We start from the raw sequence: 21330 nt of genomic DNA on the forward strand, positions 1-21330 counted from the left end.
GGGGCGACTTCAGTCGCCCAACACGCGTTGATCACGGACATACCCTTGATCGGAGTCCGTGGGCGACTGAAGTCGCCCCTACAGCTGATCCGCACGTAATACCAGGCGGCGTCCGTTGATCGGAGTCCGCGAGTGACTGAAGTCGCCCCTACGGGGCGGGAATCCCTGGCTTTCGCCTGCTTCAGGCATCCGCGCTTAAAGCGGCTCGGCGTAGAGGTCGTGCACATCGCAGTCGGTGATGCGGACGCGGGCGAATTCGCCGGGTTCGAGGTGCTCGCCGGCCGGGATGATGACGAGGCCATCGATGTCGGGGGCGTCGCCGGGCGAGCGGGCCAAGGCGCCGTCGTCGTCGATCTCGTCCACCAGCACGGTCATCTCGCGGCCGATGAAGCGTTCGAGGCGTTCGGTGGAGATGTCTTCCTGGAATTCCATGAGCTGCTGGCGACGCTCTTCGCGGATTTCGTCGGGAACGGCTCCGGGCAGTTCGTTGGCGGCGGCACCTTCAACCGGCGAGTAGGCAAAGGCGCCCACGCGGTCGAGCTTGGCTTCTTCGAGGAACTGGAGAAGTTCTTCGAACTCGGCGTCGGTCTCGCCAGGAAAGCCGGTGATGAAGGTGGAGCGGATGGTGAGGTCGGGGCAGATCTCGCGCCAGCGACGCACGCGCTCAAGGTTGTTCTCGGCGCTGGCCGGGCGCTTCATGGCCTTGAGGATGCGGGGGCTGGCGTGCTGGAAGGGCACGTCGAGGTAGGGCAGGACCTTGCCTTCGGCCATCAGCGGGATGATGTCGTCCACGCTGGGGTAGGGATAGACGTAGTGCAGGCGCACCCATACACCCAGCTCGCCAAGGGCGTTGCACAGGTCGTAGAGCTTGGTGCGCATGGGCTTGCCGCCCCAGAAGCCGGTGCGGTACTTGGTGTCGACGCCGTAGGCGGAGGTGTCCTGGGAGACGACGAGGAGCTCCTTGACGCCGGCATTGACGAGGTTTTCGGCCTCGCGCATGACATCGCCGATGGGCCGGCTGACCAAGTCGCCGCGCAGGGACGGGATGATGCAGAAGGTACAGCGGTGGTTGCAGCCTTCGGAAATCTTGAGGTAGGCGTAGTGATCGGGGGTGAGCTTGATGCCCTGGGGCGGGATCAGGTCGATGAAGGGGTCGTGGGGCTTGGGCAGGTGCTTGTGCACCTCGTGCATGACCTCTTCGGTGGCATGGGGGCCGGTGACGGCGAGCACTTGCGGGTGAGCCGCCAGGACGACGTCGTCCTTGGCACCCAGGCAGCCCGTGACGATGACCTTGCCGTTCTCGGCGAGGGCTTCGCCGATGGCGTCGAGGGACTCTTCCACCGCGGAATCGATGAAGCCGCAGGTGTTGATCACCACCAGGTCGGAGCCTTCATAGGAGGGGGATATCTCGTAGCCTTCGGCCCGCAGGCGGGTAAGGATGTGCTCGGAGTCCACCAATGCCTTGGGGCACCCGAGCGAAACGAACCCCACCTTGGGGGCGGCGAGCTTGGATTGGGTCATGCGTAAAAACCTGTGGGGATGAAGTGCAGGGGCCGCGTCGATTGCGCGGCCCCGTTTTTTATTTCTTGGGAGTGGCCGGCGGAGCGGCGTCGGGCGCCGGTGCGGCACTCTTGTCACCGGCAAGGCCGGAGGGGAAGCCGGGGAAGGGGAAGCCGGAGAAGAGGTTGCGGGTCTGGCTGTCCAGTTGCTCCTGCATCTGGGCATACATCTTCTTGCTCTGCTCCATGTAGGCACCCATCATGCTCTGCATGGCCGGCCCCTGGAAGTTCAGAAACTGGGCCCAGAGGTCTTGATTGACGGTGGCGTTTTCGCCATACACCGAGCGGACTTGCTCCTGGAGCTTGGCCTGCATGTCGGTGAAGGCCTTGATGTTGTTCTCGAGATACTTGCCCATCATGCCCTGCATGGCATTGCCATAGAAGCGGATCATCTGGGAAAGAAGGTCGCTGGTGAACATGGGGGCGCCACCGGCTTCCTCTTCGAGGATGATCTGCAGCAGGATGTTGCGGGTCAGGTCTTCGCCGCTTTTGGCGTCAACAACCTGGAAGATACCGTGTTCAAGGACGAGTTCCTTCACGTCTGCGAGCGTGATGTAGGAGCTAGTCTGGGTGTCGTAAAGGCGGCGGTTCGGGTACTTTTTTATCAGGCGAATCTGATCGGCCATTCGTGTCTTCTCCTCGGCGATGAAATTCGCCATTGCCGATTATACTGCGGTGCGCAAAAAAAAACCCTGCCCCGCTGCGGGTTTACCGTGATGGGTGTTGCACGATGATGCATGTGTCGCGGGCACTGATTCAGGAGGGCGATTGCGGTCGTCCGGACAAGGCCCGGGTCACGTGCCGCGCCTGCCCGCGCAAAAAAACAAAACCCCGCCGAAGCGGGGTTTTGCGCGATGCATACTGCGACAGCGTATTACTGGTAGTACAGACCGCCGTTCACGTTCAGGGTGGCGCCAGTGACGTAGCCAGCCAGATCGGAAGCCAGGTAGACCACAGCAGCACCGATTTCTTCCGGCTTGCCAAGGCGCTTGACGGGCACGGTGTCGATGATGGCGTTGCGGACTTCTTCCTTGATGGCCATGACCATGTCGGTGCCGATGTAGCCCGGGGCAATGGCGTTACAGGTAACGCCCTTGGTGGCCAGCTCGGCAGCCAGGGCCTTGGTGAAGCCGATGACACCGGCCTTGGCGGCGGAGTAGTTGGTCTGGCCGGCCTGGCCCTTGACGCCGTTCACCGAGGAGATGTTGATGATGCGGCCAAAGCCACGCTCTGCCATCTTGGGGGAGATGGAGTGGGTGACGTTGAACAGGCTGGTGAGGTTGGTCGCAATGACCGCGTCCCACTGACCCTTTTCCATCTTCGGGAAGAATTTGTCGCGGGTGATGCCGGCGTTGTTCACCAGGATGTCGATGGGGCCGACTTCGGTGGCGATGGCCTCAACGGCCGCCTTGCACTGCTCGTAGTCGGAGACGTCGAACCCGTACAGCGGGATGTCGAGGCCTTCCGCCTTGCGGGCCTCAACCCATGCGTCCTTGGCGGGATCGCCCGGGAAGAAGTTGCCCACCACGCGGACACCTGCGGCGGCGAGGGATTTGCAGATCGCAGTGCCGAGACCACCAACTGCGCCAGTAACAAGAGCGATGCGTTGAGTCATTTCACTTTCCTTTTGTTGCAGTGCCAGAGAGAGAGTGGCGATTAGAACATATGCTGACCGCCGTTGATAGAGATGTTGGCGCCGGTCACGAAGGCTGCCTCGTCGGAAGAGAGGTAGGCGATCAGACCGGCGATTTCTTCCGGCTTGCCGAGGCGGCTCATCGGAATCTGGGGCAGGATCTTGCTTTCAAGGACTTCCTGCGGAATGGCGAGGACCATCTTGGTGCCGATGTAACCCGGGGAGATGGTGTTGACCGTGACACCGGACTTGGCGACTTCGAGGGCCAGGGACTTGGTGAAACCGTGCATGCCCGCCTTGGCGGCGGCATAGTTGGTTTGACCAAAAGCACCCTTGATGCCGTTGAGGGAGGACACGTTGATGACGCGCCCCCATTTGCGCTCGACCATGCCGTCCATGACCTGCTTGGTCATGTTGAAGACACTGTCGAGGTTGGTATGCATGACGGCGTCCCAGTCGGCCTTGGTCATGCGCTTGAAGGTCATGTCGCGGGTGATGCCCGCGTTGTTGACCAGAACGTCGACGGGGCCGATCTCGGCGGTAACCTGCTCGACGCAGGCTTTGGCTGAGTCAAAATCACCCACATCGCAGGGATAGGCCTTGAAGCCATAACCCATGTTGTTCATGGTCTGCAGCCATTCGGCGGCTTTTTGGTTGCCGGGCGAGTGGGTGGTGACGACCTTGTAGCCGAGCGCCGCCAGCTTGATGCAGATGGACTCGCCGAGACCGCCCATACCTCCGGTTACCAGTGCTACACGTGCCATGATTCTCCCTCCTTTTTCATGATTTATGCGGGGGTGACTTGAACGCCGGCAGCGCCCCCGTTGTTGTCTCGCCGCCAGCGCTTTTCTATTTTTTATGGTGTGCGCTCCGGCACGGGCAAGGCCGTGCCGGAGTTGAAACTCAGGCCTTTTCCTTCACGTAACGGCCGGGGGCCGCTTCGATGACCTTGTATTTGGTGCTGCCGGGCTTGTTGCGGGCGGCGATCTGGGTGCCGCTGCGGGTCTTGAGCCATTCGATCCAGTGCAACCACCAGCTGCCCTTTTGCTCGGTGGCAGTCTCGAGCCACTCCTCGGGCACGGAGGCCTGGGAGTCGCTGGTCCAGTAGCTGCGACGGTTCTTGGAGGCCGGGTTGATGGCGCCCGCGATGTGGCCGCTGGCACCCAGCACGAAGGTGGTTTCACCGCCGAGGATCTGGCGCACCAGGTAGGCGCTGGTCCAGGGAACGATGTGGTCTTCGCGGGTGGCGAGGAGGTAGGCGGGCAGATCAACCTTGCCCATGTCCACCTTGACACCGAGCATCTCGAGCTTGCCGGGAACCCGCAGGTTGTTCTCAAGGTACATGTTGCGCAGGTACCAGGCAAGGAAGGGGCCGGAGAGGTTGGTGCTGTCGGAGTTCCAGTACAGCAGATCGAAGGCTTCGGGCTGCTTGCCCTTAAGGTAGTTGCCAACCACGTATTGCCAGATGAGGTCGTTGGCCCGCAGGCTGGAGAAGACTTGCGCCAGCTCGCGGCCCATCAGCAGGCCGCCCTTGCCGATGGCGGCTTCGCGGGCGGCGACCGAGGCTTCGTCCACCAGACAGCCGATTTCGCCTGCATCGGCGAAATCAAGCAGGGTGGTCATGAGGGTAAGGCTTTCGGCCGGGTCTTCGCCCTTGGCGCGCAAGACGGCAAGGGAGGACGACAGGATGGTGCCGCCCACGCAGAAACCGAGGACGTTGGGTTTGTCCACCTTGGTGACTTCACGCACTACCTGGAGGGCGGTGACGGGGCCTTTTTCGAGATAGTCGTCCCAGCCGAAGTGGGCTTCCTCGGCCTTGGCGTTCTTCCAGGAGACGAGGAAGACGGTGAAGCCCTGTTCGACGATGAAGCGCACCAGCGAGTTGGCCGGCTGCAGATCCATGATGTAGAACTTGTTGATGCAGGGCGGCACGATCAGCAGCGGGGTCTTGTAGACCTTTTCGGTGAGCGGCGCGTACTGAATCAGCTGGATGAGCTCGTTTTCGTAGATGACGGAACCGGGCGTGGTGGCCAGGTTGCGGCCGATCTCGAAGGCGGAGTCGTCGGTCATGGAGATGCGGCCCTTCTCCATGTCGCCGATGAGGTTCTTGATGCCCTGGGTAATGCTCTCGCCCTTGGTGGCGAGCGCCGTCTGGATGAACTCGGGGTTGGTGGCCGCGAAGTTGGAGGGGGCCAGGGCGTCGATGTACTGGCGGGTCAGGAACTGCATGCGGGCCTTGCTGCGACCATCAGCGATGGGCAGGGCGTCGGAAACCTTGGCGAGGTAGTCTGCATTGAGCAGATAGGCTTGGCGAATGTAGTCATAGACGGGGCTCGACGACCACTCGGGCGCAGCGAAACGGCGGTCGCCGGGCTGGGGCTGAACCATCGGCTCGACGGGTTCGCCGGGGCGAGCTTGGGCCATGCTGGTCCATAGGCGGGTGTGGGCTTCGGCAAGCTCCTTCTGGAGCCGGGCAAGCTCCTGGGTCTCAGGCAGGGGGATCTGCGGCGCAGCAGCAGGTGCGACCTGCTGGAGCGCGGCATTCTGCTTGCCGAGGAAATCGAAAAAGCCTTCGGCCAGTGACTGACCGAACTTGAACATGCCCTGTAGTGCCTCTGCAGACTGCTCCGGTGTTACAGACATCCACCTCTCCTTGTTGTTTGCCTTTTGCACGACGTTATGGTGCGGGCGAATCTGACCAACACCTGCCCCCGACCCGCATTGCGGCCTTGTAGAATCCGGGGATGTATATCGTTGCTATCGCTTGGATTTATGTCGCCCTGCTCGCCACGGTAACCGAAACGACCGTGATCGGCGGGATTCTGACTTTCTTGTTGTATGGCCTTGCGCCGCTCTCCCTGTTTTTGTGGCTTTTCGGCACCCCGGCCCGCCGCCGTCGCTCAGCCCAGCGCTCGCTCCGCGAGGGGGTGGGCCAGGACGATGGAGGCAATACCGGCGGCGATCAATAATACCTGTTGGGCGGTGGCGCGCAATTCAGTCCGTTTATGCAAACCCGGAATGAGATCGGCCACGGCGACGTAAATCATACTCGCGGCGGCGAGGGCGAGAAACACCGGCACCAGCGTCTCCATGTGAGAGAGGGCAAAGTACGCCAGGATGCCTCCCACCAGGGTCGCGAGGCTCGACAGGAGATTGAAGGCCAGCGCCTTGCCCCGGCTGTAGCCGGAATGCAGGAGAATCAGGAAGTCACCGGCCTCCTGGGGGATCTCGTGGGCAATGATGGCCATCGCCGTGACAATGCCCAGCGGCGTGCTCTCCACGAAGGCGGCGGCAATGAGTACGCCGTCGACAAAATTGTGAAATGTGTCACCGATGAGGATCAGCAGGCCGCTTCGCCCATGATCGTGCTCCGGGGCCGCAGCCTGCCCATGCCCGTGGTGATCATGCCTGTGCCCGTGACAACCTTCGTCGTGGCAGTGACGCCATAGAACGAGCTTTTCCAGAACAAAGAAAATCAGGATGCCGGCCAGAATGTTCATGGCGGCACGTTCGGGGCTTTCGGCAGCCTCGATGGCGTGGGGCAGCACCTCGAGGAAGGCAGCCCCGAGCAGGGCGCCAATGGCGTAGCTGATGAGGGTGGGAACCCATGTGGGGCGGGCAGCCCAGGAGAGCGCCGCGGCCACGAGCACGCTCAACAGCCCCCCGGAGATACTCATCACTACAATCCAGGCAAGGGGGGTCATGGTCATCCGCAGATCAAATGGGCCGCGCAGTATAGCGCCAGCGCCCCAAAACCATGGCTCACGCCAACCAGATGAGGGAGGCCATGCGGCCGGTGGCGCCGTCGCGACGGTAGGAGAAGAAACGTACCGGATCGCTGACCGTGCAGGCGTCACCACCATGGATGCCGGTCACGCCTGCTCGGGCCAGGCGCTGGCGGGCCAGAAGGTAGATGTCGGCCAGCCACTTGTGTTGATTGGGGGATGGCCGGAATGCGGCCTCGGCCACCGGATCGTGACCCATGAAGGCCGCCCGGACCTCTCCTCCCACCTCGAAGGCATCGGGGCCGATGGCCGGGCCGAGCCACGCCAGTAGCTGGCCCGGCGGTACGCCCATCGCCGCCACGGTCGCTTCGATCACGCCGTCAAAGAGTCCGCGCCAGCCGGCATGGGCGGCGGCGACGACGGTCCCGGCCCGGTCGCAGAGCAGCACGGGCAGGCAGTCGGCGGTCATGACGACGCAGACACGACCCGACTCGCGGGTGAAGGCGGCATCGGCGTCGGGCACGCCGTCGCCGACGGCGGCATCCACGACGGTGGTGCCGTGCACCTGGTTGAGCCAACGCGGTTCGCCGGGCAGGGCCTGGCGGAGGATGCCGCGGTTGTCGGCCACCCGGGAGGGGTCGTCACCGACATGGGTGCCGAGGTTGAGGGTGTCGTAGGGGGCCTTGCCGACGCCGCCGGTGCGGGTGGTGGTCAGGGCCTTGACGCGGGCCGGAGCGGGCCAGTCGGGTTGGATCCAGGTGTCGTTCATGGCGTGGTGCTGCGCAACAGGGCCAGCAGGCCCTCGAAATCGGCGGGCAAAGGGGTTTCCCAGCGACAGGGTTCGCCGGTGCGGGGGTGGATGAGGCCGAGCTGCCAGGCATGCAGCGCCTGGCGGGAAAAGGCGTCGAGACGCGGATCGGCGCTGCGGGCCTTGCCATACGTGGCGTCGCCCACCAGTGGATGGCCGATGTGGGCCATGTGTACGCGGATCTGATGGGTGCGGCCGGTGGCCAGTTCGCATTCGACCAGGGTGGCGCGGGAAAAGCGCTCGATGACCCGGTAGCGGGTCAGGGCCTCGCGACCGCCCGGCACCACGGCCATGCGGGTCCGCTGGACCGGGTGACGGCCGATGGGGGCATTGACTTCGCCACTCTCCCCGGGGTGACCATGCACCAGCGCCTGGTAGTGGCGCTTGACGGTACGCGCCTGGAGCTGGCGGACCAGATCGGTCTGGGCTTCGAGGGTCTTGGCCACCACCAGCAGGCCGCTGGTGTCCTTGTCGAGGCGATGCACGATGCCGGCACGGGGCAGCTCACGGAAGCGGGCACCGTGATGCAGCAGGGCATTGAGCAAGGTGCCGGACCAGTTGCCACTGCCGGGATGCACGACGAGGCCCACAGGCTTGTCTATGATGAGCAGTGTGTCGTCCTCGTGGAGCACCCGGAGCGGGATGTCCTCGGCCTGCTCGGCCAGCATCGCCTCGGTGGGCTCGGGGCTGACCAGCACGGTCTCGCCCCCCCAGACCTTGGATTTTGAATCCGGCGAGGCCCCATCGATGAGGATTCGCCCGGACTTGAGCCAGGATTGAAGACGGCTGCGGGAATGCTCCGGAAACAACCGGGCAAGTGCCTGATCAGCCCGAAGGCCGGCACAGTCGTCAGGAATAGACTCTCGCAGCGGCGAGGGGGAAGGGATGGCTGGGCTATAATCGGCCCAATCTTCTTCCAAAGAGTTTTCAATGGCGCATTTCACCCTGCGTAGTTTAACGCTTGCCGGCTTCCTTCTGCTTGCTGGCTGTAGCGGCCTGCCCGACCAGATCGACGAAACCAATGGCTGGAGCGCCCAGAAGCTCTACTCGGAGGCCAAGGAATCCATGTCCGATGGCGCCTGGGACCGGGCCATCAAGATGTTCGAGAAGCTGGAGGCGCGCTACCCCTATGGTCGCTACGCCCAGCAGTCCCAGCTCGAAGTGGCTTATGCGTACTACAAGTCCAATGAGCCGGCTTCGGCCATCGCGGCCTGCGAGCGCTTCGTCAAGCTGCACCCGAACCACCCGAACGTGGATTACGCCTACTACTTGAAGGGCCTGGCCAACTTCAATGAAGATTTGGGCCTGCTCGGCGCCCTGGCCAATCAGGATCTCTCGGAACGCGATACCAAGGCGGCCCGCGCGTCGTTCAACACCTTCAAGGAACTGGTGCAGCGCTTCCCGGAGAGCAAGTACGCCCCCGACGCCACGCTGCGCATGCGTTACCTGGTGAATGCCCTGGCGTCCCATGAGGTGCACGTGGCCCGTTACTACTATCGTCGCGGCGCCTACCTCGCATCGGCCAACCGGGCGCAGACAGCCGTCAAGGACTTTCCCCAGTCCCCCGCCACCGAGGAAGCCCTGTTCCTGATGGCGAAGAGCTACGACGCGCTGAAGCTCACCGAGCTGCGGGACGATGCGGAGCGGGTGCTTCGCACCAATTTCCCGAAGAGCGCCTATCTGACCGCCGGGGCCCCTGCCGACCGCAAGGGCGCCTGGTGGAAGCTCTGGTAAGCAGGGGATCACACCCTCATGGATGAAGCGGTCCGGGCGGCCCTGGCCAAGTGGCCGAATGTGCCTTCCTGCACCGGCTGGCTGCGCCTGAGCCGCCGGGGTGAGTGGCGGGTGCCGGAAGGGCCGATCCGCCATGCCGGCCTGAACGCCTTCATTGGACGCAACTATCAGCCCACGGCCGACGGGCGCTGGTATTTCCAGAACGGCCCGCAGCAGGTGTTCGTCAGCCTCGACTACACCCCCCTGATCCTGCGCCTGAGCGGCACCGAGCAGCTTGAGACCCATACCGGCCAGCCCGTGACCCACGTGACGGAGGCTTGGCTCGACGAGGACGGCAGCCTGCTGCTGGGCTGCGAGCACGGCGTGGCATTGCTGGATGATCGGGATCTGGCGGCCATGTGCGTCAGACTGGAAGGCGACCTGGAAGCGCCAAACTCAGCCTTGAGCCTGAACTGGGCGGGCCGGCTGCTGACGGTGGGGCGGATTGCGCAGGCCGGCGTGGCGGCCCGTTTTGGTTTCATCCAGGAGCCGGGCCTCTCAAGCCCGGCATGACTGGGCCGGCAGTAGCAGCCGGCCCTTTGGTGCTCACCCGCGCCCGTACTTGTCCTCGAAGCGCACGATGTCATCCTCACCGAGATAGCTGCCCGACTGCACTTCGATGATCTCGAGGGGCACCTTGCCCGGGTTGGCGAGGCGGTGCACGTGGCCCAGGGGGATGTAGGTCGATTCGTTTTCACCCAGCAGGAAGGTCTTCTCGCCGTTGGTGACTTCGGCCGTCCCCTTGACCACGATCCAGTGCTCGGCCCGGTGGTGGTGCATCTGCAGGCTCAGGCGGGCACCCGGATTGACCACGATGCGCTTGACCTGAAAACGCTCGCCATTGTCGATGGAGTCGTACCAGCCCCAAGGGCGATGGATCTTGCGGTGGGCCGAGGCCTGGCTGCGGCTGCCGGCCTTGAGGGCGGCGACGATCTGCTTGACGTTCTGGGTCTTGTCCTTGCGGGCCACCAGCACGGCGTCGGGGGTCTCGACGATGACCGCGTCGTCCAGGCCCACGCAGGCCACCATGCGGTCCTGGGCATAGACGAGGGTGTTGCGGCTGTCCTCGAAGAGCACATCACCGCGGGCCACGTTACCGCTGGCGTCCTTGTCGGCGATCTGCCACAGGGCGTCCCACGCCCCCACATCGGACCAGCCGGCCGACATGGGCACGACGCAGCCGGCGATGCCGAGCCCTTCGGCCGCCGAGAGCTTTTCCATGACCGCGTAGTCGATGGAGTCGGACGGGCAGGCCTGGAAGAGGGCCTTGTCGACCCGCACGAAGTCGGCGTCCCGCGAGCCGCCCGCCCAGGCGGCCAGGCAGGCCTGGGACATGGCCGGCTGGAGCTGGGCCATGGCCTTCAGCCAGACGCTGGCCTTGACCATGAACAGACCGCTGTTCCAGAGGTATTCGCCGCTGTCGAGGTAGCGCTGAGCGGTAGCCGCATCGGGCTTTTCGACAAAGGCGGCGATGGCCTTGCTGCCATCGGCCCGGTCGGCGCCGCAACGGATGTAGCCGTAGCCGGTTTCGGCGTGGGTCGGCACGATGCCGAAGGTGACGATGGCGCCATCAAGGGCAGCCGGGATGCCGTCGTCGATGGCCTTCTGGAAGCCGGCCAGGTCACGGATGACGTGGTCGGCCGGCATCACCAGCAGCACCGGGTCGGCCTCCTGTGCGGCCAGTGCTGCCAAGGTCAGGGCCGGCGCGGTGTTGCGGCCGGTGGGCTCCAGAACGATGTCGCGGCTGGCGCGACCGACGGCACGGAGCTGCTCGGCGGTGACGAAGCGGTATTCTTCATTGCACACGACGATGGGCGCCTGCGCCACCGCCAGGCGGCCGCCGAAACCGGCCAGCCGGCCGGCCGTGGCCTGCAGCATGGTTTCTTCACCCACCAGGGCGAGGAGCTGCTTGGGGTACTGTTCGCGGGACAAGGGCCACAGGCGCGTGCCGGAGCCGCCGGAAAGGATGACGGGTTGAAGTTCCATGATCGGTCGGGTCGGGAAAGTAAAAAATCGGCTGGTGCGTGCAGTGCACAATGAGTTCGCTTTTTACCACAAACCCCGGCCCCTCAAACCGGCGTCATGTGGACACAGTTTCACCGGGGAGTTCTTCATCCGGTACAGACAGCCATGATCCAACGACACGCTCGGCTTCTTCAATCCCTGTCTTCTTGAGACTTGAGAACAACTGCACGGTGACCTGTTCGCCCAGGGGCGCCAGTTCCTTGCGCACCGCCGCCAGTGTCGCGGCCTGCTCCGAGCGGGTGAGCTTGTCGCTCTTGGTGAGCAGCACATGGATGGGACGGCCGCTGGGTGCAAACCAGCCAATCATGACCCGGTCACGGTCCTTGAGGGGATGACGGGAATCCATGATCAGGACCAGACCGACGAGATTGGGGCGGCGGGTGAGGTAGTCCTCAAGCAGACGCTGCCACTGAAGGCGGATGGCCTCCGGTACTTCGGCGTAGCCGTAGCCGGGCAGATCCACCAGCACGGCCCCGTTGCGCAGGCGGAAGAAGTTGATCAGCTGGGTGCGCCCCGGGGTTTTCGAGACGAAGGCCAGACGCACGTGGTCGCACAAGGTGTTGATGGCACTGGACTTGCCGGCATTGGAACGGCCGGCAAAGGCCACCTCGGGGCCCGCAGGCGGCGGCAGACCGTTGGGTTTGGCAACGGAAATCTCGAACTGGGCGTTACGGAACAGGGACATGAGGGAGCGTAGGCATACGCAACACACGCTATTGCATCGCGCAAAAGACTGAAGTTGCTATAGAATAACAGGTTTGAGACATCCACATTCTTGGCTTCCGAGGACATCATGATCAAGCGTTCCCTGCTGCTTTCGCTGCTTCTGGCCACCGGCGCGGTCCAGGCTCAAGACAAAGCCGCCGCCCAGCCCGATCTGGCCAAGGCGAAACAGACTGCAGAACAGGTTTGCGGCGCCTGCCACGGCGCTGACGGCAACAGTCAGATTCCGGTCAACCCGAAACTCGCGGGCCAGCATGCGGAATACCTTTACAAGCAGCTCAAGAACTTCAAAAGTGAGGGCGGCGCCCCTGCCGAGCGTGCCAACCCCATCATGGGCGGCATGGTCGCCGGCCTCTCCGACGCCGACATGAAGGGCCTTGCCGCTTACTTTGCCGGTCAGGCCCAGAAGCCCGAGTCTGCCAAGAACAAGGCGTCCATCGAGCTCGGCCAGAAGCTGTGGCGCGCCGGCGACCTGAAGCGCGGCATCCCTGCCTGTGCAGCCTGTCACGGCCCTGCCGGTGCCGGCATGCCCGCCCAGTACCCGCGCTTGTCCGGTCAGTTTGCCGACTACACCGAAGCCCAGTTGCGGGCCTTCCGTGCTGGCGAGCGCGCCAACGATCCGGCCAAGATGATGCAGACCATCGCCGTCAAGATGACCGACCCGGAAATCAAGGCTGTCGCCGACTACGCGGCCGGCTTGCGCTGAGTCAAGGCGCTTCCGGGCGCCCGCCAGCTATAAAAAGGGGTGGTCAGACCACCCCTTTTTCATTGGCAAGCCCCCTGCTCCATCGCATCCAACCACCTCCACCGCCGCAACGCCATGCGACACCGCAGCACCCTCCGCGCCATTTACGAGCTGCTCAGCTCGATGCGCTTTGCCATCAGCCTGCTGACCCTTCTTGGCGTCGCCTCCATCATCGGGACGGTGGTCAAGCAGAACGAACCCTACAACAACTATCTCAACCAGTTCGGCCCGTTCTGGTTTCCGGTTTTCGAGAAGCTGGGCCTCTACTCGGTCTATAACTCGTTCTGGTTCCTCACCATACTGGGCTTTCTGGTGCTGTCCACAAGCGCCTGCATCCTGCGTCAGACCCGGCCGATGCTGCGGGACATGCGAGGTTTTCGGGAGCATGCCCGGGAAGCCTCCCTGTCGAGCTTTGCCCACCATGCGCGCTTTGCTCACAGCCTGCCGGTCGCACAGGCAAAGGAAGCCGTAGAAGCCTATCTCCGCAACAACGGGTTCTCGACCCGCATCAATGGGCGCGAGGACGGCATCCTGCTGGCAGCCAAGCAGGGGAGCTGGACCAGAATCGGCTACTTCCTGGCGCACGGGGCCATCGTGCTGATCTGCCTGGGCGGGCTCCTCGACGGCAACCTTCCCCTCAAGATCCAGATGGCCCTGGGTGGCAAGCAGGTCACCACCGGCAACCAGCTGATTTCCCGGATCCCCGATACAAGTCGGCTGGGCGTCGATAACTGGAGTTTCCGCGGCAACGTCTTCATTCCCGAAGGAAAGAGCGCCAATACCGCCGTACTCAACGTGCAGGATGGCATCCTGCTGCAGGATCTGCCCTTCACGGTCTCCCTGCGCAAATTCCATCTGGAGCACTACGAGAGCGGCATGCCCAAGCGTTTTGCCAGCGACATCATCATCACCGAGAACGCCACCGGCAAGTCGGTGGAGAAGACCATCGAGGTAAACAAGCCCTTCGAGTTCGCCGGGGTGATGATGTATCAGGCCAGCTTCGAAGATGGGGGGTCGCGTCTACACCTGCTGGGCCATGATCTGCGCAGCGGTGGCGCGCCACGCCCCTTGGCGACCGAGGCCGTGGTTGGCGAGGCCATGGCACTGAAAACCGCCGGGTTCGACTACACCCTGGAACTCGGCAGCTTCCGAGCCTTCAACATTGAGAACATGGCTGCCGACAAGCCGGAGGCCGACACAGGCAACTTTGCCCGCCTCGAGAAGCACCTGGGCAGCGGCGCCCGCTCACCGACCGCCAAGGATATGCAGAACGTCGGTCCGAGCATCCAGTTCAAGTTGCGTGATTCGGCCGGTCAGGCGCGGGAGTACCAGAACTTCATGCAGCCCATACGCCAGGACGGCGCCTGGTATCTGCTGACGGGAATGCGCGACAGCCCTTCGGCACCGTTCCGTTTCATGCGCATCCCCATGGATGATGACGGCCGGCCCGATAGCTGGTTCGCCATACGCCGGGTGATGCTGGATCCGACCCGCCACCCCGACATTGCAAGGCGCTTTACGGCCACGGCCCTGGGCGCCGACACGAGCCCCGATGTCCGGGCCCGCATGCAGGAAACCACTGCGAGTACCCTCGAACTGTTTGCCCGGGGTGGCTTCGAGAGTCTGGGCAAGTTCATCGAAAACACCATTCCCGAAACCGAGCGGGACAAGGCCGCCGACGTCTTCATCAAGATTCTCGAAGGTTCGGCCTGGGAGGCCTGGAAAATGGCCCGCGCGGATGCGGGCCTGCCGGCCCTGGTGCCGGCAGCGCAACACTCGCGGCTGCTGCGCGACACGTTGAACGCCACCAACGACAGCCTCCACTACGGCGCCCCGGTGTATTTCCAGCCGGTTGGCTTCGACGAAGTACGCGCGACCGTGCTGCAGGTCACCCGCTCGCCCGGCAAGCCCATCGTTTATCTGGGCTCACTGCTCCTCGTGCTGGGCGTCTTCGCCATGCTGTACGTTCGCGAACGTCGCCTCTTTGTATTGATCAAAGACACCGGAGAGGCCTTGGTGGCCCTCAGCTCGAACCGCAAGTCGATGGATGTGGAAGAGCGCTTCAGACGCCACCGGGACGACCTCACCACCCTGCTCAATCCCTCCCCCCGCTCCTGACCTGAGTTATCGCCATGGAAATCGCCCAGAAGGAAAGTAGTCCGCTCCTGCGCCGCCTCAGCCCCGGCGACTGGCTCTATGCCCTTGCCCTCGCGGGTGGCGCCCTGTTTGCCCTGCGCCAGTATGGGGGCTTCATGGATGTCTATGACAAGGCAATCCTGCTGTTCACCGTGCCGGGCCTTGCTGCCATGGGCTTTGCCTGGAAGCCCTTCCGGGCCTTCCTGGCGGCATCCACGGCCCTTGCCCTGGTCAGCATCGCCTTGTACCAGGGAGATCTGGCGCGGGCCGAGCAGGTGTTCTTCCTGAAGTATCTGATCTCCAGCCAGACGGCGATCATGTGGATGAGCGCCCTGTTCTTCATCGCCACCGGGGCCTTCTGCCTGGGCCTGGCGGCGCGCTCCGACTTTGCCGACGCCACTGGCTCGGCGCTCACCTGGTGCGCGGTGACCATGGGTACCACGGGCCTGATGGTGCGCTGGTACGAGAGCTATCTGATCGGGGCCGATGTGGGCCACATTCCCCTGAGCAACCTTTACGAAGTCTTCGTGCTCTTCGCCCTGATGACCGGCCTGCTCTACCTGTATTACGAAGGTCGCTACGCCACCCGCCGCATGGGGGCCTTCGTGCTGCTGGTGATCTCGGCTGCCGTGGCCTTCCTGCTGTGGTACACCTTCAGCCGCGAGGCGCAGGAGATCCAGCCCCTGATCCCGGCGCTGCAGAGCTACTGGATGAAGGTGCATGTGCCGGCCAACTTCATCGGCTATGGCGCCTTTGCCCTGGCGGCGATGGTTGGCGTAGCCGATCTGCTGGTGCGCAAGGGCATCCTGGCCAATCGCCTGCCCCCGGCCGAGGTGCTGGATGATGTGATGTACAAGGCCATTGCCATCGGCTTCGCCTTCTTCACCATCGCCACCATCCTGGGCGCCTTGTGGGCGGCCGAGGCCTGGGGCACCTACTGGCAGTGGGATCCGAAGGAAACATGGGCCTTTATCGTGTGGCTCAACTATGCCACCTGGCTGCATATCCGCCTGACCAAGGGTTTGCGCGGACCCATGTTGGCCTGGTGGGCCATCGCAGGCCTTGTGGTGACGGCCTTTGCCTTTGTCGGGGTCAATATGTTCCTGTCGGGCCTGCATTCCTACGGCTCACTCTAGCCCCTGCCCGACAGCGGGCAAGTGCTAGCGCACCGTGGATGCGGCCTTGCCCGCCTCCAGGCAGGCGATCTCCGCATCACTGAAGCCCGCCTTCCGGCGGGCTTCAACGTTGAGGGGGCGCGGAGGCCAGGGTGCATCAAACCGGGCCATGAGAACAAGGTAGGTGGCCTCGGGCGCCAGCCCGCGCTCGGCACAGAAATACCGGAACCATCGGTCACCCAGGGCCACATGACCGATTTCATCGCGCAGGATGATGTCGAGTACCGCGATGGTTTCGGTATCACCGATACGCTTCAGGGCGCTGACGATGGGCGGTGTTGCATCCAGCCCGCGGGCTTCGAGCACCCGGGGCACCAGCGCCATGCGGGCCAGGGGATCGTCAGCGGTCTTGATCGCCATCTCCCACAGACCGTTGTGGGCCTGAAAGTCACCGTAGGCATGGCCAAGACCCCTCAGGCGAGCCTCGATGAGGGAAAAATGGTAGGCCTCCTCGGCAGCCACCCCAAGCCAGGCCCCGTAGTAATCGGCAGGCAGGCCGGAGAACCGGTAGGCACAATCAAGGGCAAGATTGATGGCATTGAACTCGATGTGCGCAATGGCGTGCAGCAAGGCTGCGTGCCCGCCCGGGGAGCCGGGGCGTCGCCGGGGCAACTCGGTGTGGGGGACCAGCTCGGGCCGTTCGGGTCGCCCGGGATTGAGCACGGGGGGCGGCAAGGCGCCGGCTTCGGGCAGGACGAGATAGCCGGCTTGCCAGTCAGCGAGGAGTGCATCCACCTGCGCGGCCTTCAGCGCCGGGCTGCAACTCATGAGTGCCTCCAGCGCCCGGGCCTGGAGATTCACGTGGGAAAAGTCCTGCATGGGGCCGGATGGTATCAGGCCCACCCGCCCGCCGGAAACAGACAAAAAAAGGCCGCAATCCGGAGATCGCGGCCCGAGAATGGCTTTTCTTTGCGTGCAGGCTAAGGTCAGGCAGCCTTGCGCTTGCTCGTGGCAGCAGGCTTGGCGATGACCGGCTTGACGGCATTCTTGAGGGCCACCACATTGGCTTCGGCGATGCCATTGATCTGGTCGCTGACCAGAGACACGCTTTCGAGGGCGGTGATTTGCGCAGCCAGACCATTGCGAATGGCTTCAAATACCGGACCAAAGCCTTCGGGCGCCTGCTCGGCCAGACGGTCGATGCCGGCCTGGACCTGCTGGGTGGCTTCGGCGGAAGCCTCCTTGATGGCGTCAAGCACCACGCTGCGGCTCTCGGCGAGAAGGTCATATTGCTTGCGAACGGTGTCCGCGACGCGCTCAAGACCGGGCTGCCAATAGGTAGTCTGCCAGTTGCCGAGCTCCGCCGGATCCTTGATCTCGATGAGGGCCTGGGCTGCGGCAAGCGCCTCGCGGGTCGCCTCTGCGCCCGCTTCGAGCTGCAGACGGGTGATCTTCTCAACCTGAGTGGTCAGATTCCCGAAAAGGGAAAGACCGCTTTCCATGGCTGCTTCCTGATACGGGCCCCACTGAAACAAATTCTTTTCCGCCATCTGATTCACTCCTCGATTCATTCAGTCACAGGCATCACATAGTTGAAGGTGTCTCCTCCCCCCTTCCCTTGTGCTTTTGTTTGACGCCCCCAGCTGGCGCTGCGGAGAGCTTCTGGTTTGCCGCAACGCCATGGAACGTATGATGACAAGAATGCTGCAAGGCACAAATCCGGCCTTTCCCCCCCTCCTCCCCGGGAAAACCCGGATAGGGAAAGGGTATTCATTCGGACTGACCCCCGGCCAGGACGACCATTCGCACAAGTTCGGCAAGGGAGTCGACACGCAGTTTCTCCATGACCCGGGAACGGTGCTGCTCGACGGTTTTCATGCTGATGCCAAGATCATCGGCGATCTGCTTGTTGAGGCGCCCGGCGACCATCCCTTCCATGACATCGCGCTCCCGCGCGGTCAGGCAGTCAAGACGGCCCTGGACGTCCGCCAGCCAGACCTTTTCGTTGCGCCGCCGGGCCGCCACCTGAACGGCCTCCTGGACGCGATCAAGGAGGTGCTGCTCATTGAAGGGCTTCTGCAGGAAATCGAAGGCGCCGTCCCGCATGGCCCGGGCCACCATGGGCACATCCCCGTGGGCGGAGACGAATATGATGGGGATGGCATTGCCCAGACGCATCAGGCGCTCCTGCAGCCCCACCCCGCTGAGGCCCGGCATGCGCACGTCCAGAACCAGACAATGGGCCTGCTCAAGTGCCTGGGGATCCGCAAGCATGTCAACGGCACTGGGAAAGTTGCGCACCGGGAGCCCGAGCGTCTCTACAAGCAAGCTGATGGATAACCGGACTGCATCATCATCATCCACAACACAAACCAGCGGGGTGTCCATGTCTGCCTCCTGTTTTTTTTGTTCACGCGCGCCGCACAACCTGTCTTCCTGCCCGGCTACGGGATGCGCTCACACCGCAACGACCGGCAGACAGAAGCTGAAGGTGGTACCCGACGATGTGCTGGATTCGACCCACATTCGCCCGCCATGGTTCTCGACGATGGTGCGGCAGATGGCGAGGCCCAGACCGACGCCATCGGGCTTGGTGGTGACAAAGGGGGCAAAGGGGTCGGCACGGACAACGTCGGCAAGCCCGCCGCCCCGGTCAATCACGCACACACCTACGGTGCCGTCGTCGAGCGGCCGGGTGCGGATCGTCAGCACGCGCTCACGGGTACTCTCACCCATCGCCTCAATGCCGTTCTTCACCAGATTGCCGATGACCTGCTCGATCTGGACCTGGTCGGCCAAGACGGGGTGCAGAGGATCTGCCAGTTCGAGGACGAACTGGACCGAGTGGGCGCGGGCGTCGAATTCGGCAAAGCGCACCATGTCCCGAACGACCTCGTTCAGGGCCACGGGGGCCGTCACCAGCCCCCCCTTGCGGACAAAGCCGCGCACCCGGTGCACGATTTCGCCGGCGCGCAAGGCCTGTTCGGCAATCATTTTGAGGGGGCCGCGGATAGCCTCGCTACCACTCTCGGGCTCTTCCAGGCGGCGCAGGGCCACGGCGCTGAAGTTGCGCAGGGCAGTGAGTGGCTGGTTGAGCTCGTGGGCCAGGGCCGATGCCATTTCCCCCACGTGGATCAGGCGCGCCGCATGGGCCAGCTCGCGCTGCTGCTGCTTTTCCCGTTCAACGCTGAGGTGCCGGTCGTGCACATCGCGCACGGTTCCGATCATGCGCGTGCTGCGTCCGTTGGCATCCCGCTCCATGATCTTGCCGCGCAGGGCAATCCAGCGATAGGAGCCGTCCTCCATGCGCAGCCGGAACTCGGTTTCGGTGATGGGGCGGGCGCCGGACAGATGGGCGGAAAACGCCGCAATCGCTCCTCGCAGATCGTCCGGATGGAGACGCGACGGCCAGATGTCGTTGCCACTCAGGGGGCGGTCCTCGGGGTAGCCGATGATGGTGGCAAACGACGCACTGACGTTGATCTCACCGGTTTCCACCGCCCAGTCCCACAGGGCATCTCCATGCCCCTCCAGGGCAAACTGCCAGAGCCTTTCCGAGGCCCGCAGGGTTTCCATCAGGGAACGGGTTTCACTGATGTCCCGGTGCGTGCCGAGAATGCGCATCGGCGTGCCGTCCACATCCCGGGCCATGGCCTTGCCCCGGGCGGCGATCCAGCGGTACTGCCCGGTCTTGCAGCGCAACCGGAACTCCGCCTCGTAGATCGGCACCACACCATGGAGGTAGTCCTCCATCTTCCCGAGCACCCGGCTGCGGTCGTCCGGATGGATGAGTTCGCGCCACGCCAGACGACGTGACTCGGCCGGCGTGTAACCAAGCATCTCGCCCCAGCGGGGCGAGCGATAGAAACTGCCGTCACGCACGTTCCAGTCCCATACGCCGTCCCCCGCCCCCTCAAGGGCAAACCGCCAACGTTCCTCGGCCTCTTCCAGACGGGCCACGGTCTCCCGGGCTTCGGTCACGTCCCGCACGATGAGAATCGCCAGGCTCACACCTCGTTGATTGACGTAGGACACCGTGGTCTCTGCGGCAAAGCGGGTACCGTCCTTGCGCACGTGGTCACCCGCCGGCAGGAAGGTGGGGCGCGTGACGAAGAGCCTGAGCAGGGCGAGGTCGTTGGTGATGAGGCTGGCGGCACGCTGGCCGAGAATCTCATCGCGGGTAAAGCGGTAGAGATCGGCTGCGGCAGGGTTGGCATCCACGATGCTGCCCTGGGTGTTGAGCAGCAGGATGGGAAAGGGCGCACCATCGAAAACCGTGCGGTAGCGCAGGTCACTCTCGAGCTGCACAGCGGCACTGCGGGTCCGTTCCGAAGCATCGCGCACGGTCAATACGGCGACCTCGCGGCAATTGCGGGTGCAATAGCGAATGCGTATCTCGACAGCAATGTGGCTTCCGTCGGCCCGGCGGTGGAAGCGTAGGGGGACGTAGTCGCGGTGCAGCCGCAGGAAGTCGCCGGCAATCGCAGAGCCCGCCACCAGATCGCCGACCGGACGGCCTTCCAGATCACGCACGGAATAGCCATAGAGTTGCGCGGCGCCGGGATTGCTGCGCAGGATGCGGAGGGTGCCGCAATCAACCATGAGCATGGCTTCGGCTGCCGCGTCGAAGATGTTCTCCACCTCCTCCCGCGCTTCGTGGGCGACCATGAGCGCCCGGCTCAGGGCCAGATCGGCACGCATCGACACCGACTCATCGGTCCATACGGAGAGCCATTCGCCACGTGCCGCATCGAAGCGCCCACGTACCCGGAAGTAGCGCCCGTTTTCCCCTCCCCGGGTCAGGGTCAGATCAAACTGACCTTCCGCCTTGCGCAACGCATCACGCAGCCGGCTCGTGGCTGCGACATCAAGGCAAGCGAGCCAGCCGGCGCCTTCGCGGGTGGCGGGCTCGAGGAGCTGGAACCACTCCCGATTGGCATCGCTCAGACCGGCGTCGACCGTCAAACAGGCGGCCGGAACGGGCAAGCCCGCAAGCGCGTCCGCCTGGCTCGCACCCCGGGCTTCGGTGGGCGGAGGAAAGATCAAGGGCGCCGGCACGACCGTTTCGCGCTTCATGCTGGCCCTCCA

19 protein-coding genes are annotated in these 21330 nt (G+C 63.8%); 5 read left to right on the forward strand and 14 right to left on the reverse strand.

Annotated elements, in window-relative coordinates:
- Positions 1–195 precede the first annotated feature (195 nt).
- The 8 genes from rimO to J0L98_RS03100 all read right to left on the reverse strand — a co-directional run bounded on the left by rimO (position 196) and on the right by J0L98_RS03100 (position 8612).
- Positions 196–1521 carry a 30S ribosomal protein S12 methylthiotransferase RimO gene (gene rimO / locus J0L98_RS03060; RefSeq protein WP_296409990.1) on the reverse strand — a complete coding sequence of 442 codons (1326 nt, stop codon included), beginning with the start codon at positions 1519–1521 and terminating at the stop codon, positions 196–198.
- Positions 1522–1579: 58 nt separating this feature from the next.
- Complete coding sequence (gene phaR / locus J0L98_RS03065; RefSeq protein WP_296409992.1) at positions 1580–2185, reverse strand: polyhydroxyalkanoate synthesis repressor PhaR; 606 nt, start codon at positions 2183–2185, stop codon at positions 1580–1582.
- Positions 2186–2433: 248 nt separating this feature from the next.
- On the reverse strand, positions 2434–3174 hold the full coding sequence (gene phbB / locus J0L98_RS03070) for an acetoacetyl-CoA reductase (protein WP_296409994.1): 741 nt from the start codon (positions 3172–3174) through the stop codon (positions 2434–2436).
- Between the two features lie 41 nt (positions 3175–3215).
- Positions 3216–3956 carry an acetoacetyl-CoA reductase gene (phbB, locus tag J0L98_RS03075; protein ID WP_296409996.1) on the reverse strand — a complete coding sequence of 247 codons (741 nt, stop codon included), beginning with the start codon at positions 3954–3956 and terminating at the stop codon, positions 3216–3218.
- A 139-nt stretch (positions 3957–4095) separates the two neighbouring features.
- On the reverse strand, positions 4096–5835 hold the full coding sequence (phaC, locus tag J0L98_RS03080) for a class I poly(R)-hydroxyalkanoic acid synthase (protein ID WP_296409998.1): 1740 nt from the start codon (positions 5833–5835) through the stop codon (positions 4096–4098).
- A 257-nt stretch (positions 5836–6092) separates the two neighbouring features.
- The gene (locus J0L98_RS03090; protein WP_296410001.1) at positions 6093–6896 is read right to left on the reverse strand and encodes a ZIP family metal transporter; all 804 of its coding nucleotides are present in this window, start codon (positions 6894–6896) and stop codon (positions 6093–6095) included.
- 58 nt (positions 6897–6954) lie between these two features.
- Positions 6955–7686, reverse strand: coding sequence for a peptidoglycan editing factor PgeF (gene pgeF / locus J0L98_RS03095; protein ID WP_296410003.1), 732 nt, complete (start codon positions 7684–7686; stop codon positions 6955–6957).
- Entirely contained in the window at positions 7683–8612 is a 930-nt protein-coding gene (locus J0L98_RS03100) for an RluA family pseudouridine synthase (RefSeq protein ID WP_296410077.1), read from the reverse strand. Before J0L98_RS03100 ends, pgeF begins: the two co-directional genes overlap by 4 nt.
- Before the next feature lie 43 nt (positions 8613–8655).
- Here J0L98_RS03100 and J0L98_RS03105 point away from each other — a divergent pair, with 43 nt between their 5' ends.
- Positions 8656–9459: an outer membrane protein assembly factor BamD gene (locus J0L98_RS03105; RefSeq protein WP_296410005.1), complete on the forward strand. Its 804-nt coding sequence runs from the start codon at positions 8656–8658 to the stop codon at positions 9457–9459.
- A gap of 18 nt (positions 9460–9477) precedes the next feature.
- Positions 9478–10011 carry a DUF2946 family protein gene (locus tag J0L98_RS03110; protein ID WP_296410007.1) on the forward strand — a complete coding sequence of 178 codons (534 nt, stop codon included), beginning with the start codon at positions 9478–9480 and terminating at the stop codon, positions 10009–10011.
- Between the two features lie 33 nt (positions 10012–10044).
- On the opposite strand, the gene J0L98_RS03115 is transcribed toward J0L98_RS03110, so the two are convergent.
- The gene (locus J0L98_RS03115; protein ID WP_296410008.1) at positions 10045–11484 is read right to left on the reverse strand and encodes a mannose-1-phosphate guanylyltransferase/mannose-6-phosphate isomerase; all 1440 of its coding nucleotides are present in this window, start codon (positions 11482–11484) and stop codon (positions 10045–10047) included.
- A gap of 94 nt (positions 11485–11578) precedes the next feature.
- Positions 11579–12208, reverse strand: coding sequence for a ribosome biogenesis GTP-binding protein YihA/YsxC (yihA, locus tag J0L98_RS03120; protein ID WP_296410011.1), 630 nt, complete (start codon positions 12206–12208; stop codon positions 11579–11581).
- A gap of 108 nt (positions 12209–12316) precedes the next feature.
- On the opposite strand from yihA, the gene J0L98_RS03125 reads away from it, so the two are divergent.
- From J0L98_RS03125 to ccsB, 3 genes are all read left to right on the forward strand, one after another.
- Positions 12317–12952: a c-type cytochrome gene (locus J0L98_RS03125; RefSeq protein WP_296410014.1), complete on the forward strand. Its 636-nt coding sequence runs from the start codon at positions 12317–12319 to the stop codon at positions 12950–12952.
- A gap of 114 nt (positions 12953–13066) precedes the next feature.
- Entirely contained in the window at positions 13067–15109 is a 2043-nt protein-coding gene (locus J0L98_RS03130; protein ID WP_296410016.1) for a cytochrome c biogenesis protein ResB, read from the forward strand.
- 14 nt (positions 15110–15123) lie between these two features.
- A complete protein-coding gene (ccsB, locus tag J0L98_RS03135; protein WP_296410018.1) occupies positions 15124–16263 on the forward strand; it encodes a c-type cytochrome biogenesis protein CcsB in 1140 nt (379 codons plus the stop codon).
- Between the two features lie 24 nt (positions 16264–16287).
- Here the strand turns inward: ccsB and J0L98_RS03140 are convergent, their stop codons facing one another.
- From J0L98_RS03140 to J0L98_RS03155, 4 genes are all read right to left on the reverse strand, one after another.
- The gene (locus tag J0L98_RS03140) at positions 16288–17121 is read right to left on the reverse strand and encodes a ferritin-like domain-containing protein (protein WP_296410020.1); all 834 of its coding nucleotides are present in this window, start codon (positions 17119–17121) and stop codon (positions 16288–16290) included.
- Positions 17122–17228: 107 nt separating this feature from the next.
- Entirely contained in the window at positions 17229–17813 is a 585-nt protein-coding gene (locus J0L98_RS03145) for a phasin family protein (protein WP_365954119.1), read from the reverse strand.
- A gap of 199 nt (positions 17814–18012) precedes the next feature.
- Positions 18013–18630, reverse strand: coding sequence for a response regulator (locus tag J0L98_RS03150; RefSeq protein ID WP_296410024.1), 618 nt, complete (start codon positions 18628–18630; stop codon positions 18013–18015).
- A gap of 69 nt (positions 18631–18699) precedes the next feature.
- Entirely contained in the window at positions 18700–21318 is a 2619-nt protein-coding gene (locus J0L98_RS03155) for a PAS domain S-box protein (protein ID WP_296410025.1), read from the reverse strand.
- Positions 21319–21330: the final 12 nt, after the last annotated feature.

Source organism: Zoogloea sp. (assembly GCF_017302315.1).
GTDB lineage: Bacteria > Pseudomonadota > Gammaproteobacteria > Burkholderiales > Rhodocyclaceae > Zoogloea.

Bases quoted from the DNA above. Each gene is read 5' to 3' on its own strand.
- rimO (WP_296409990.1), bottom strand. From the start codon at position 1,521: ATGACCCAATCCAAGCTCGCCGCCCCCAAGGTGGGGTTCGTTTCGCTC.
- phaR (WP_296409992.1), bottom strand. From the start codon at position 2,185: ATGGCCGATCAGATTCGCCTGATAAAAAAGTACCCGAACCGCCGCCTT.
- phbB (WP_296409994.1), bottom strand. From the start codon at position 3,174: ATGACTCAACGCATCGCTCTTGTTACTGGCGCAGTTGGTGGTCTCGGC.
- phbB (WP_296409996.1), bottom strand. From the start codon at position 3,956: ATGGCACGTGTAGCACTGGTAACCGGAGGTATGGGCGGTCTCGGCGAG.
- phaC (WP_296409998.1), bottom strand. From the start codon at position 5,835: ATGTCTGTAACACCGGAGCAGTCTGCAGAGGCACTACAGGGCATGTTC.
- J0L98_RS03090 (WP_296410001.1), bottom strand. From the start codon at position 6,896: ATGACCCCCCTTGCCTGGATTGTAGTGATGAGTATCTCCGGGGGGCTG.
- pgeF (WP_296410003.1), bottom strand. From the start codon at position 7,686: ATGAACGACACCTGGATCCAACCCGACTGGCCCGCTCCGGCCCGCGTC.
- J0L98_RS03105 (WP_296410005.1), top strand. From the start codon at position 8,656: ATGGCGCATTTCACCCTGCGTAGTTTAACGCTTGCCGGCTTCCTTCTG.
- J0L98_RS03110 (WP_296410007.1), top strand. From the start codon at position 9,478: ATGGATGAAGCGGTCCGGGCGGCCCTGGCCAAGTGGCCGAATGTGCCT.
- J0L98_RS03115 (WP_296410008.1), bottom strand. From the start codon at position 11,484: ATGGAACTTCAACCCGTCATCCTTTCCGGCGGCTCCGGCACGCGCCTG.
- yihA (WP_296410011.1), bottom strand. From the start codon at position 12,208: ATGTCCCTGTTCCGTAACGCCCAGTTCGAGATTTCCGTTGCCAAACCC.
- J0L98_RS03125 (WP_296410014.1), top strand. From the start codon at position 12,317: ATGATCAAGCGTTCCCTGCTGCTTTCGCTGCTTCTGGCCACCGGCGCG.
- J0L98_RS03130 (WP_296410016.1), top strand. From the start codon at position 13,067: ATGCGACACCGCAGCACCCTCCGCGCCATTTACGAGCTGCTCAGCTCG.
- ccsB (WP_296410018.1), top strand. From the start codon at position 15,124: ATGGAAATCGCCCAGAAGGAAAGTAGTCCGCTCCTGCGCCGCCTCAGC.
- J0L98_RS03140 (WP_296410020.1), bottom strand. From the start codon at position 17,121: ATGCAGGACTTTTCCCACGTGAATCTCCAGGCCCGGGCGCTGGAGGCA.
- J0L98_RS03145 (WP_365954119.1), bottom strand. From the start codon at position 17,813: ATGAATCGAGGAGTGAATCAGATGGCGGAAAAGAATTTGTTTCAGTGG.
- J0L98_RS03150 (WP_296410024.1), bottom strand. From the start codon at position 18,630: ATGGACACCCCGCTGGTTTGTGTTGTGGATGATGATGATGCAGTCCGG.
- J0L98_RS03155 (WP_296410025.1), bottom strand. From the start codon at position 21,318: ATGAAGCGCGAAACGGTCGTGCCGGCGCCCTTGATCTTTCCTCCGCCC.